Here is a 12,280-nt window from a genome sequence, read left to right on the forward strand (position 1 = left end):
AAGAGGGCAAGGCTTTAGAGTAGCGTCCTGGCTGGTATCTGGAGCAGTTACCGGAGCCGCAGTTAAGCAAGCAAGGGGAGCCCCATGAGCGTGGAGATAAAAGTCCCGGAGTTGCCTGAATCAGTGGCTGAGGCGACGGTAGTTGCCTGGCATAAACAGCCGGGTGATAAGGTTGCTAGGGATGAAAACCTCGTCGATCTTGAGACAGATAAGGTTGTGTTGGAGGTGCCAAGCCCGGCAGATGGGGTCTTGGGGCCGGTTCACAAACCGGTCGGAGAAGTGGTTACCGCAGACGAGGTGCTCGGCGCTGTAGAACATGATAACGGCCCTGGCTCCGTCACGGAGGTCGCCCCGGAGGCGACGCCGGCTAAGAATCAGGAGTCGCCGCAGAGTGGCTCAGCCGGCTCCGCATCAGCTCAGAGTGATGATCGCGGTGCAGAGCCAGGCGCTAGAGAGGCGGATGAAACAGAGACTGATCCAGCGGCGGAAGCCCCCAACCAGGTCAATCTGGATGATCTCAGCCCGGCAGTTCGGCGTCTGGTCATGGAGCATGATCTGGATGCGTCGCTAATCGAGGCGTCATCTCAGGACGGCAGGCTTACCAAGGAAGATGTGCTCCGTCACCTTGAACAGGGTAAACCGACAGTTGGCCCTGAGGCTCAGGCTGCAGCAGCTGCACCAGCGCTGGGCGAGCGCCCCGAGGAGCGGGTGCCGATGACGCGGCTGCGCCAACGCATAGCTGAGCGGTTGGTTGAGGCGCAACGCACGGCCGCTATGCTGACCACATTTAACGAAGTGGATATGCAGCCAGTTATGGATATCCGTTCGCGCTATCGTGATCGCTTCGAAAAGATGCACGATGTGCGCCTCGGCTTTATGTCGTTCTTCGTAAAGGCTGTTATTGAGGCGCTCAAGCGCTATCCGGCGGTAAATGCTTCGATAGACGGCAGTGATATCGTTTATCATGGTTACTACGATATCGGTATAGCCGTATCTTCACCACGAGGACTGGTTGTGCCGGTGGTGCGGGATGCTGATCAGCTCTCATTCGCCGAGATCGAAGCCCAGATCAACGAACTGGGGCGCAAAGCGCAGGCCGGCAAGCTCGCTATGGACGAGCTGACCGGAGGGACATTCACTATCACTAATGGCGGTATCTTCGGATCGTTGCTCTCGACTCCGATCCTCAATCCGCCGCAGAGCGGCATCCTGGGTATGCATAAGATCCAGGAGCGCCCGGTGGCGCAGGATGGGGAGGTGGTGATTAAGCCGATGATGTATTTGGCGCATTCCTATGATCATCGGCTCATTGATGGCCGCGAAGCGGTCCAATTCCTTGTCACTGTCAAAGAGCAGATTGAAGATCCGGCGCGTTTACTGCTTGAGGTTTGATCATGTCAAACGGTTATGATGTTATCTTCATTGGCGCTGGGCCAGCCGGATACGTGGGGGCGATTCGTAGCGCTCAACTCGGTATGCAGGTCGCGGTGGTGGACAATTTTGTCTTTAAGGATGGCAAGCCGGCACTTGGTGGTACCTGCTTGAATGTCGGTTGTATCCCCTCAAAAGCGCTACTCGACTCATCAGAACAATATCATAAGGTAACGGAACATCTTTCTGCGCACGGTATTACCGCCCGAGGGGTGGAGCTAAACGTGGAACAGATGATTGCCCGTAAGGATAAGGTCGTAAAGGATCTGACCGGAGGCATTCGCCAGCTCTTTAAGGCCAATAAGATCGAATGGATCCACGGTCACGGCAAGTTGGTCGACAATCGTGAGGTTGAGGTTACCAATGCGGATGGTACTACCGAGAGGTACACAGCCGGGTCAGTGGTGCTTGCACCTGGTTCGTGCAGCATTGAGATAGGTTCAGCACCACTGGATGGCGACAAGATCATTAACTCTGATCAGGCCCTCGACCTCACCGCTGTGCCCCCCCGGCTTGGTGTTATCGGTGCGGGTGTAATCGGACTGGAAATGGGCTCGGTATGGAGTAGGTTGGGTTCCGAGGTGGTGCTCCTTGAGGCTCAGGATGAGTTGCTTGGTCCGGTGGATAGGCAGGTAGTCCGCACCGCGCAGAAGGCGTTCAAGGATCAGGGCCTGGATATCCGCTTAGGTTGTCGGGTTACTGGTACAGAGATTGGTAGCGGTGCAGAGGCAGCGGTTACGGTTAACTACGAAGACAAAAAAGGTGAACAGCAGTTGACGGTAGATAAGCTCATTGTCGCTGTTGGGCGTCGGCCGAACACCGATAATCTGGTCTCAGGCGATGTCGATCTGCTGCTTGATGAGCGCGGTTTTATCAACGTCGATGAGCACTGTCGCACAAATCTGCCCGACGTCTACGCCATAGGCGATGTGGTTCGCGGGCCGATGCTGGCCCACAAAGGGCAGGAAGAGGGCGTGATGGTCGCCGAGCGCATTGCCGGTAAGGCAGGCCATGTCAATTATGAGACCATCCCCTGGGTAATCTACACCGATCCGGAGATTGCCTGGGTCGGTCGAACAGAGGCGCAGCTCAAGGCGGCTGGAGTGCCGTTCAACATCGGTACATTCCCCTTTGCTGCCACTGGCAGGGCGCGGGCAATGGATCACTCTACTGGCATGGTCAAGCTGCTTGCCCACGCCGAGTCTGATCGGTTGCTGGGGGCCCATATAATTGGCCCGCAAGCCTCTGAGCTGATCGCCGAGGCGGTGGTGACAATGGAGTTTGCCGGCTCGGCAGAGGACCTGGCACGGACAATGCATGCCCATCCGACACTCTCCGAGGCGGTTCGGGAGGCGGCTTTGGCGGTAGGCAAGCGAGCCCTGCACAAGGCAAATTAGTAGCGCAGGTCTGGTGTGGCCCTTGTCTGGTCGGGCGTGTGGTCTAGTGGGTAAGTGAAGGAGCACCCCGGCACCGCGCCCGTCCCGTGTGAGGGAATGCGGCTAGCTCATCTAAGCAGCCTGAGGCAGGCTGCCCGCCGACCTGCCTGCCTAATCCTCACCAATGGAGCGGATAAAATCGCGCAGGCCGCTAATATAGGTGTCGCCGCTGACCCTGAAGCCGGTGTTGTGATCGCCCCTGATCTGGAGCATCTGCCCCCTATCGCCGGCTATTTCCAGCAGTTGCTGGGAGTGTTGAAAGGGGATTATTTCATCCTCCGGGCTGTGGACTACCAAAACCGGCTGATCAGTTTGCCTGAGGTACTTGGCCGTGGGGTACTCCAGCCGGGTTAGCAGGCGAGTGGGGAAGAACGGATAGATATCCCCGGCTACGTCCTCAGCTGAAGTGAAGGTCGACTCTAGAATCAGGGCGCTGGGCTGGCGATGAGCGGCAGCCTCCGCAGCAAGTGGGCCGCCTAATGAGCGGCCGAAGTAGACGGTTTTGGGCCCAGCCAGGCCATCACGGTTTTCCTCCAGCCATTCGGCAGCTGCGCGGGCATCACGGCGAAGCCCTTGTTCGTGGGCGCGGCCTTCGCTTTGGCCGTAGCCACGGTAGTCAAAGATTACAACGTCTAGGCCAAGCTCGGAGAATATTTCGATCGAATCGAGGCGATGGGATATATTGCCGGCGTTGCCGTGAAAGAATAGCAAGGTACCTCGCGCCTGGGGGGATTTAACATGCCAGCCGTGGAGGTCAACATTGTCCTCGGTTGTGATAGTTAAATCTTGCCACTCAAGTCCAAGCTTATCGGGCGTTGCCACCAGTTCCCGCCCAGGGATCTGCGGGAGATGAACCATACGCTCTTGCATGGTGTAGAGCATGGCTGCAAATGCCATATAGGCCACCACCGCGAAAGCTATGATGATTAATAGGAATCGCATCGAAAGTAATCAACCTCTTAGCCAGCAGGCTACCCGATGACCGATGCGGGGCTGAAATTCCTTGGGTGCAAAGTATTCGCACCGACCGATCATTACCTGCGAACAGCGTGGGTGAAAACGACAACCCTCCGGTGGTGAGACGAGACTGGGTGGCTCACCCTTAGGAACGCGACGTTGGCGGCGGGCATTGGCAGGGTCGGGGTCGGAGAGGGCGGCTAGCAGTGCCCCTGTATACGGGTGAAGAGGGCGCTCGAGCAGACTGTCGACCGGTGCTTGTTCGATTATCCGTCCAGCGTACATGACCATTGCGCGGTGAGCATAATGGCGCACGGTAGAGAGATCGTGGGTGATATAGAGAAGTGCTATGCCGTGAGCGAGCTGGACGTGGCGCAAGAGCTCTAAGATCTCTACTCTCACCGATGCGTCCAGCATAGATACCGGCTCGTCGGCAATGATCATCTGCGGACGCAGGATAAGTGCGCGAGCTATTACCACGCGCTGTTGCTGACCGCCACTTAGTTGGTGGGGAAACTTGCGCCAGACCTCGTGTGGAGGCTCTAGGCCAACCTCCTTGAGCGCCTCCTTAATTCGGCGTTGGCGTTCTTCTTTGCCGCTTATGCCGTGGATAATCAGCGGCTCCTCAAGGATGCGGCGAATGTCCATGTAGGGGGGCAAGGCCCCATAGGGATCTTGCTGAACATAGCCAACCTTGGCGCGATAGGCCTTTAGGGTCTTTCCTTGCAGGTTTGTCAAAGAGCTGCCGGCGAAGCGCACATCACCGCCGGTCGGGCGATGCAGGCCGAGCAGGGTACGGGCAAGCGAACTCTTGCCACAGCCGCTCTCACCAACAATTGTTGCAGCCTCGCCGGAGTCTAGTGAGAAGCTGACATTATCTACTGCTTGCACCGATCCGATGCGCAGGAATCCCCACTGGCGAAGCTCGAAATGGGTCTGAAGCCTGTCCACAACCAGCAGCGGCTCTTTTAAGGCAGCCGAGTCTGCGCCGGTTTTGGTAACGGCTAAGTTCGATCCTGTGTTACTCATTACTAACTATCTCCCCGCGAATGCAACCAACAGTTGACCCAGTGGCGGGGGCGGAGGTTCGCTGCCGGCGGGTCGGCACTACAGCGCGCAAAACGCTTGGGACAACGATCAGCAAAGCGGCATCCAGAGGGCGGGTCGATCAGGCTTGGTGGTCGACCGGGAATGGATTTTGGGTGCTCTTTTTGACGTAGATGGGGAACCGACGCCATTAGCATTTGGGAGTAAGGGTGAGCGGGGCGGGTAAAGAACAGTTCTGCGTCGGCAACTTCGACTATTCGTCCGGCATACATTAAGGCGACGCGGTCGGCGAGTTCGCTGGAAGTGGCGACATCGTGGGTTATGAGGATGAAACTTGTGCCGCGCTCGTTTTTGATGCGCTTGAGCACATTCATAATAGACGCCTGAGTCAAGACATCAAGCGCCGAGGTTGGCTCATCGAGGATGATCAAGTCCGGCTCAGTAACCAAGGCCATGGCAAGAACGGCGCGCTGGCGCATGCCGCCAGAAAGCTCATGGGGGTAGCGCTGCAGAAAGTCCGGGGCTATCCCAACCTCCTCAAAGGCTTCGGCGGCACGCTGCATGGCGCGGTGTTTGGACCAGCGCCGATGGATACGCAGCGGTTCTGCGACTTGTTCGCCGACACGGACTACGGGGTTTAGCGCATTCATGGCTGCCTGCATGACTAAGGCCATGCGCGTCCAGCGGATTTGGCGGCGAAATTGCTCCTCACTCAGGGCGAGGACATTCTCACCGGCAAGGCGTACTTGTCCACTAGGGGGGTAGGCGTTGCGTGGTAGAGTCCGCAACAAGGCCTTGGCAAGTGAACTCTTGCCGCAACCAGATTCGCCCAGCACTACTAGGGCCTCATTGCGGCGCAGCTCTAGATTGACGCCGTCAACGGCGAATACCTCGCCATCTTCAGTGCGGTAGCGCAAACGCAGCTCTTCTATCTCCATTAATGAGCCGCTCGACATCACAGATTCCTCAGTCGGGGGTTGAAGACGCGATCCAGAGCAAAACCCAGCATAGCGAAACCGAGTCCGGTAAGCATCAACAGTGCTGCCGGGCTAAGCACCCAGTAATAAAAGCCGTGATAGAGGGCACTCTGGTCCTGAGCATCGTACAAAACCTTGCCCCAAGTCGGCAGTACAGGGTCGCCGAGGCCCAGCACGGCAAGAGATGCCTCGAGAAAGACGTAGGTCGGTATTAGGGTCACGAAGGTCGGTATCAATACCGGCAAGATACGGGGCACCATGTAGCGCATTATTATGCGCATGTTGCTAGCTCCGTAGGAGCGCGCTGCCTCGATGTACGGGGCTTCGCGAATCGGCAACAGCATAGCGCGGTACATTTTGATGCCGGCGCTGAATATGCCTAAGACGACCACTACCCCGAGCATCAGCCAGATACTGGTGGAGTAAAGTGTGCCGATCATTACTAGTACCGGCAGCAGGGGCAGGATGATATTGATCTCAGTAAGGCGCTGAATCGTGGCATCTACCCAGCCGCGGTACCAGACTCCGGTAGCGGCAATGAGCAGCGTGGTAACGGTGGTTCCTACCGCTGCCAAAAGGCCGAACGCCAAGGCGATGGGGGTTCCCCACAACAGCGCTATACTTAGGTCACGGCGCTGGTGATCGGTTCCTGCCCAGCCATGAACCTGGCCGTAGACCACTAGCTCAGCATCAAGTTTGGCCTGCTCTTCAAAGTGGACGGTCTCTACGAGTAAGGTGTACTCACCGCCACGTACTTGAGGCTGTTCGGCATCCGGCGCGGCACTTGTGAACAGACCGATTTGCGGGGCATGGCCGAGACGGTTCTCTAGCGCTTGGTTCTGCGAGATAGAAATGCGCTCCGAGGCCCCAACCCGACGCGCCTCAATCGGTATCTCATCCCCCTCGGGGGTGATCCAGGCCGTGCGGACGAAGGGTTGACGCTGCTCATGGTCGCTTTCGAGAAAGAGATTTACCTCGCTGGGGAACTCGCTATACGGGAAGTCGAACTCCAGGCGCTGCTGTTCGATGCGAACACCTTCGTAGGCCTCTTCGGCAACTGCCGCATCCGCGCTCTCTGCCTTGATAGTGCGTGGGGCATCACCGCCGAATAGTCGGTCGGCCCACACCGGTCCGGCATTAACCGGCAAGTCCTGCCACATATCACCGCCGCGCCATAGCTTCTGCGCCTCCGAGTAAGGAATAGAGACAACGGCATAAATGGCGGTCGCTACCAGCGCGGCGATAATGAGAACGCCGAGCGCAGCTGAGGGGTAGCGCTTGAGACTGCGCAGCCCTTCACGCCAGGGGGTCATTTTTGCCCTCCTTCTATGCGGACCCGGGGGTCAAGAACAGCGTAAAGGAAATCGAGCACGAACACGGTTATAGCGAGCAAGTAGGCAAATATAACTACTGAGCCGATGATGACCGGGGTATCACGATGGCCTATGGCCTCGAAGAGCAGAGTACCTAGACCGGGCCAGTTGAAGACCTGCTCGAGGATGATGGCGCCACTCCACAGGCCAATCAGCATGAGCAGGAAGCTGGTGACGATGGGCGAGAGGGTCGGGCGCAGGATATAACGCTGCTCGATGAGGTTATTCGGTAGCCCTTTAGCTCGTGCCATCTCGACGTAGTCCTCACTGGAATGGATGAGGAAGAAGGTTCGCCAGGAATATATGGATATAAATATCTGGGCAATGAACATGGCTGCCACGGGGAGGGCCATGTGCTTTATTACACTAGCTGCATAAGCCCAGCCTCCCTCCGGAGGTGGGGCTGAAACCATGCCACCAGAAGGGAACAGAGGCACCATGAAGGAGAACAGCAGGACTAGGAAGATGCCATAGAACCAGGCAGGGGCTGCGGAACTTGGCGCTAAGGCGATAACACTGCGATCGAGTTTGCTCCCGTACCGGCGTGATAGGCTTAGGGCGGCGAATACGGCGACGAAGAAGACTAGCAGGTTGGCGGTGCCGAACAGTAGTACGGTTGCCGGCAGGCGTTCAAGAATTATCTGTGCCACCTGACGCGAGCCGGCATCGCTATGCATCTCCTCGGCACGACCGAGGTCAAGGGATAGAGCTTGCAGCAAGTAGTCAACGCTTCTCACCAGGAAAGGCTCGTCGAGGCGCAGGCGCTCGACTTCCATCTGGATTCGCTCTTCCATGAGCTCCTCGCGGCGCTCCGAGGGGAGATCGTGGAAGGCTGGATCGGCCCGCACCTCTTCAGCGACCTCGTTTTCGATCTGCGCTAGGCGCAGTTCATCTATTTGACCGCCCATATTGGCGATGAAGATGGTCAGATAGACCCCTATCACCACGGTGAAGAATAGCGCCACCAACCGTTTCCCAGAGAAAACCGCGAGGCGACGCAGATCCCTGACCAGTTGCCTGGTCCGGTTGCGCCCGGCTGCTTTTGACGGAGGGGATTCAGGTGAGCTGGTGGCGGGGTTCTCGATTTGGCTCACGGCTCATCTCCTCCCTCATCGATAGCCTCGTCCGCGCGCTGCGGAACAGTCGCGAAGGCGTGAGCAGCGAAGGATGGCAAGGCGACATTAGGCGTGATTACCGTTACCTCCAGGCTGTTGGCGCCGGTGCCTAGCTCGGCAAGTTTTTCCGGTTCGATGGTGATTTGCCAGCGGCCATCTTCCGCCGTTGGTTCGGCTTCGCCATGCAGACGCAGCTCATCATCGCCGTCAAAAAGCATATACCGGGCGCTGTCGATCTCTTGGTTGGGGTAAGGCTCGCCAGCGTAGGTGACTGATAAATTGATTTCGGCTCCTGCACCCTTTTCGATAACCAGCGGCCCCTGCAGATCGAGTTCTGGGATGCGCGGATCAGTAAAGTGCAGCCATTTATCTCCCCGGTCGGGGAAATCCTTATTGCGTCGCAGCACTAAAGTACCCTCGACGGGGCGTACTGAGTGCAGGTAGTAAGGGCCGTCATCAACCCAGAAGTGTCCCCTTTGCGCGTGCCAATCCTGCAGCGCCTGGTGGCGCTGTTCAACCTCACCTTCGCGCAGCCATTCGTCTATCGCCTCCGGGTAGGGGTAGCGGCCGGCCTCGGCGGCGGAGCTGAGGTAGCCGCGCAGGATCTCGAGGCTGGGGCCAGAGACTAGGTTTTGCCACTCGACACCGAGTTGGTCGGCTTTGGTTGAAGAGAAGGCCAGCTCACCGCGACGCTCCGCTTCCATCCCGAGTTGCAAAACGTGCCAGGGTAAAAAGCTTGGGGCACGCATTGCGGCAAGGTATTCGGCATCGGGATAGATTTGATCGCTGTATATCTCAACGCTTAGCGGGTCGGTGTCGACAATACGCCAGCCGCGGAAGTGCTCGCGATAGACCTCAAAGCTCGACAGATGGCTGGGATCGAACAGCGAACTTTCCTCGTCGGCGCGTTCGAAGCGCAGGATCCAAGGCACTACCATATCGGCAATGGAAACCTGTGAACCATCGTGCCAATTTCTGTCAAGAAAGCCTTCTGAGTAGCGCAGTTTGGTACGGGCGCGCGCGGTCAGGCCGTCAGGGTGCGCTGTGCCGACATCGATTATCTCGCCGCTATCTCTGTCCCAGTCAATCCAGGCGTCATCGGGCACCTCTATCTCTTCTGAGGTCTCCAAAGTCACCCAGTCGAGGGTTTTCTGAATAGGCGTGTCCTCTTCTACTGTTACCTCGGCGCCCTCCAGGCGTTGCGGGTGGTAGAGTCCGGTAAACGGATCGGGCAGGGCTGCCGCATCACTCAAGCCGCGTTGGATCATGGTGTCAAAGATCCAATTGCTGCCGGCGAGGAAGTTCCACGGCTCAGTAAGCATGCTCGGGGTGGCCACCATCAAGCGGCCGCCAACCCGATCACTGAAGCGAATAGTAAATGGCCACAGCGCTGAACCGGCGATGCCCCCTGCCAAATCGGCACCCATCTCAATTTCTGCGGCATGCGGCGTGACGCTAGTCTGGTCGATTAGCCAGATGCGCGCTGAGTTCTCCATTGCTAGCTCCAGGCCACGCTCGAGCAGCTCATGGCGCTCCTCAAGGCTGGCGAAGTCGCGCCGTTCCAGCACTTCGGCGATCTCGCTGAGCTCAGCGCCCGGCTCATAGGCTTGCCACAGGGCTGATGGGCGTCCGCGTGGGGTGTAGTAGAAGCTCAGGTTATCCCCGGCATCGCGGTCGATGACCGGGGAAACCCACGCCCCGGTATAGATGTGCCAGCGCCCAGCGGCGGGGTCCGAGGCGATCCAGATGCGGGTCGCTTCATCAGCGGTGCGATACAGCCGTTCTATGCGAAAACCTAGGTCCTCAAGGCGGTTGGCGACATAGTCACCAACCCTTTCGCGATTGTCTTCGGTGCGAATCAGGACCTTAATTGTTACCGGCGAATCGCCGTCGTACCACTGACCGTCGCGCCTCTCGGCACCGAGCTCTTGCATACGCTCGGTGATAATGCGCTCAGCCCGCTCCGGGTCATGGGCGTATTTGCGCTCTAGTTCGCGGGCGGTTTCGGCGAGCAGTGCATAGTCCGGGAACGCCGTATGGATGGGTAGATAGCGCGGCCGAGCCAGGCCGCCGTAGATCTCCTCGGCGATGTAGCGGCGATCGATAAGCCAGTTCATGGCCTCGCGGATGGCTCTATCATTGAACGGATTGAGTGAGCCGTCGTCAAACTCGGCCGGGTTTAATGCCAAATCAGCGGTGTTGCCGTGGGAGAGGTAGTATTCAACGTTCGGAGAGGTTTGGATTTGGCGAAATATGGTTGAACTGGCTATGCCTTGGGCATAGAGATGGTGAGAACCGCGCTCAATCTGCGCGGCGATGCGGCCCGGGTCAGACTCTACCGTGAAGACTATCTCATCCACCAGGCCGCCCCGTCGTTCTGCGGGGTCGCCTGGGGTAGCGGCAAGATCTTGGCGCTGTTCCTGTTGTGCCTGACGCTCGCCCATGTATAGGGTGAAGGCGATTGCCGCAGCTATGAGAGTCAGTAAGCTCAGAGGTATCAGGTTGCGCAGCGCCATTAGGTTATCGTGACCTTTGATAGGGGTGACCATGCCAGCTTGCAGGATGCTGCACTAGTTTATGGGTTGCTGTCCAGTGGCTATATTATACCCGTCGGGGGCAAAACTCCCTGCCAAGTTGGGATTAAAACTCTAGGTGGAGCATGGCTCCGTGACCGCTTTCGCTGATCCACGGGACGAGGTGGGCGTTGTCGTCGGCGAAGGGGTTCAAGTCGACTGTAATACGGCCGATGCCAAACCCAACCAGTGAGCCAATTACTATATCCGATGTCCAATGGCCGTCGTCGTGGACTCTAGATAGGGCCGTGCTAGCTGCAACGCTGTAGGCTCCCCAGTAGATGAAGGGGTTGTCGTCATATCTCTCCGCTAGCACTGTCATAACTGCCCAAGTTCCTGAGGCGTGCCCGGAAAAAAAGGAATCGCCACCGCTAACACCAAAAGAGTAAGCATCGTCAGGACTGTTGCGTGGCCGTTCGCGCCCGGCTAGATTGCGTGTCGTTTCGGTTATCGCCGAAGTTATGGCAAGGGCCTGGAATGAAAGGTGGAGGCTTTTGCGTAGGTATTGATCGCTAGCCGCGAAGCTATAGCCATAGCCCAGGACAAAGGCGGTAGCTGCAACCGCAGGCCTGCCGACTTCATAGATGTAATCAGTAGCCTTGTCACTGCTGCTACCTCTTACATCGTCTTGGACCCAATCGCGAATCTCCTCATCTAATGTGAAGGCGGTAGCGATTGCCCCGACAGCTAAGGCGTTGCGAGTTAGGCCCTCGCTATCGGTGCGCCCCAGCTCCCGTAAACCATGCCAGGGTACTCTATAAAAATTTCTTAGATATGATTGGTTGTCAGCATGGCGCGTTTCTTGGCCGCTGCGTTGGCCTGACTCTTGGGCTAGACTGTCGCTATAGTGCAGTGAGTAACTTGCTTCTTGTGGCTCGGCTGAGGGTGCGCTGAGCGGGAAAATAAGAAGAGCAGCTACTATGGCAAATTTGGTCAATGAGTTAGTATCCTCGCAATGCATTGTTTGTTTCCTTCACTCCGTTATATTTATGGTTGAGTGTCTGTAATGGATTTAGTCTTCGTTCGTGGCCTAGAAGTAGAAACTGTTATCGGTATTTTTGAGTGGGAGAGACGCATATCGCAGAAGGTCTCCCTGGACTTGGAGATGGCTACGGATGTCTCACGTGCAGCGGCATCGGATTCAATTGATGATGCGCTGGATTATAAAGCATTGGGCAAGAGGATTATTGCTTACGTAGGCGCAAGCGAATTCCTGCTGGTCGAGACCCTGGCAGAGGGTGTAGCCGGTATTGTTCGAGAGGAGTTCAAGGTAAGTTGGGTGCGCTTGTCGGTGAGCAAGCCTGGGGCACTTAGGGGTGCTAAGGACGTCGGGGTTACTATTGAAAGGGGGCAGCGCCCAGATCATTAAGT

Annotated in this window: 10 protein-coding genes; 3 read left to right on the forward strand and 7 right to left on the reverse strand. The window is 57.3% G+C overall.

The genetic code is table 11. The annotated features are described in order from the left end of the window. The first annotated feature begins 84 nt into the window (after nucleotides 1–84). Nucleotides 85–1,392: a 2-oxoglutarate dehydrogenase complex dihydrolipoyllysine-residue succinyltransferase gene (gene odhB, locus HH1059_RS00535; RefSeq protein WP_096407080.1), complete on the forward strand. Its 1,308-nt coding sequence runs from the start codon at nucleotides 85–87 to the stop codon at nucleotides 1,390–1,392. 2 nt (nucleotides 1,393–1,394) lie between these two features. Further along, nucleotides 1,395–2,828: a dihydrolipoyl dehydrogenase gene (lpdA, locus tag HH1059_RS00540; protein WP_096407082.1), complete on the forward strand. Its 1,434-nt coding sequence runs from the start codon at nucleotides 1,395–1,397 to the stop codon at nucleotides 2,826–2,828. A 150-nt stretch (nucleotides 2,829–2,978) separates the two neighbouring features. Here the strand turns inward: lpdA and HH1059_RS00545 are convergent, their stop codons facing one another. From HH1059_RS00545 to HH1059_RS00575, 7 genes are all read right to left on the reverse strand, one after another. Further along, nucleotides 2,979–3,809: an alpha/beta hydrolase gene (locus HH1059_RS00545; protein ID WP_096407085.1), complete on the reverse strand. Its 831-nt coding sequence runs from the start codon at nucleotides 3,807–3,809 to the stop codon at nucleotides 2,979–2,981. 9 nt (nucleotides 3,810–3,818) lie between these two features. Further along, nucleotides 3,819–4,853, reverse strand: coding sequence for an ABC transporter ATP-binding protein (locus tag HH1059_RS00550; RefSeq protein ID WP_096407088.1), 1,035 nt, complete (start codon nucleotides 4,851–4,853; stop codon nucleotides 3,819–3,821). A gap of 2 nt (nucleotides 4,854–4,855) precedes the next feature. Further along, a complete protein-coding gene (locus HH1059_RS00555; protein WP_096407090.1) occupies nucleotides 4,856–5,827 on the reverse strand; it encodes an ABC transporter ATP-binding protein in 972 nt (323 codons plus the stop codon). Next, nucleotides 5,827–7,161: an ABC transporter permease gene (locus HH1059_RS00560; protein WP_096407093.1), complete on the reverse strand. Its 1,335-nt coding sequence runs from the start codon at nucleotides 7,159–7,161 to the stop codon at nucleotides 5,827–5,829. Before HH1059_RS00560 ends, HH1059_RS00555 begins: the two co-directional genes overlap by 1 nt. Continuing rightward, nucleotides 7,158–8,234 (reverse strand): ABC transporter permease, encoded by a 1,077-nt coding sequence (locus tag HH1059_RS00565; RefSeq protein ID WP_096410266.1) that lies wholly within the window; start codon nucleotides 8,232–8,234, stop codon nucleotides 7,158–7,160. The genes HH1059_RS00560 and HH1059_RS00565 overlap by 4 nt, the downstream gene beginning before the upstream one ends. Nucleotides 8,235–8,311: 77 nt before the next feature. Next, on the reverse strand, nucleotides 8,312–10,885 hold the full coding sequence (locus HH1059_RS00570) for an ABC transporter substrate-binding protein (RefSeq protein ID WP_231901968.1): 2,574 nt from the start codon (nucleotides 10,883–10,885) through the stop codon (nucleotides 8,312–8,314). A gap of 91 nt (nucleotides 10,886–10,976) precedes the next feature. After that, nucleotides 10,977–11,870 carry a phosphatase PAP2 family protein gene (locus HH1059_RS00575; RefSeq protein WP_096407096.1) on the reverse strand — a complete coding sequence of 298 codons (894 nt, stop codon included), beginning with the start codon at nucleotides 11,868–11,870 and terminating at the stop codon, nucleotides 10,977–10,979. Between the two features lie 45 nt (nucleotides 11,871–11,915). Between HH1059_RS00575 and folB the strand changes: the two genes are divergently transcribed. Next, complete coding sequence (gene folB / locus HH1059_RS00580) at nucleotides 11,916–12,278, forward strand: dihydroneopterin aldolase (RefSeq protein ID WP_096407099.1); 363 nt, start codon at nucleotides 11,916–11,918, stop codon at nucleotides 12,276–12,278. Nucleotides 12,279–12,280: the final 2 nt, after the last annotated feature.

Origin of the sequence: Halorhodospira halochloris, from assembly GCF_002356555.2 — a bacterium.
GTDB lineage: Bacteria > Pseudomonadota > Gammaproteobacteria > Nitrococcales > Halorhodospiraceae > Halorhodospira > Halorhodospira halochloris.

What these genes read in the sequence shown, in the direction of transcription:
- odhB (WP_096407080.1), top strand. Translation starts at nt 85, where the DNA reads ATGAGCGTGGAGATAAAAGTCCCGGAGTTGCCTGAATCAGTGGCTGAG.
- lpdA (WP_096407082.1), top strand. Translation starts at nt 1,395, where the DNA reads ATGTCAAACGGTTATGATGTTATCTTCATTGGCGCTGGGCCAGCCGGA.
- HH1059_RS00545 (WP_096407085.1), bottom strand. Translation starts at nt 3,809, where the DNA reads ATGCGATTCCTATTAATCATCATAGCTTTCGCGGTGGTGGCCTATATG.
- HH1059_RS00550 (WP_096407088.1), bottom strand. Translation starts at nt 4,853, where the DNA reads ATGAGTAACACAGGATCGAACTTAGCCGTTACCAAAACCGGCGCAGAC.
- HH1059_RS00555 (WP_096407090.1), bottom strand. Translation starts at nt 5,827, where the DNA reads ATGTCGAGCGGCTCATTAATGGAGATAGAAGAGCTGCGTTTGCGCTAC.
- HH1059_RS00560 (WP_096407093.1), bottom strand. Translation starts at nt 7,161, where the DNA reads ATGACCCCCTGGCGTGAAGGGCTGCGCAGTCTCAAGCGCTACCCCTCA.
- HH1059_RS00570 (WP_231901968.1), bottom strand. Translation starts at nt 10,885, where the DNA reads ATGGTCACCCCTATCAAAGGTCACGATAACCTAATGGCGCTGCGCAAC.
- HH1059_RS00575 (WP_096407096.1), bottom strand. Translation starts at nt 11,870, where the DNA reads ATGCATTGCGAGGATACTAACTCATTGACCAAATTTGCCATAGTAGCT.
- folB (WP_096407099.1), top strand. Translation starts at nt 11,916, where the DNA reads ATGGATTTAGTCTTCGTTCGTGGCCTAGAAGTAGAAACTGTTATCGGT.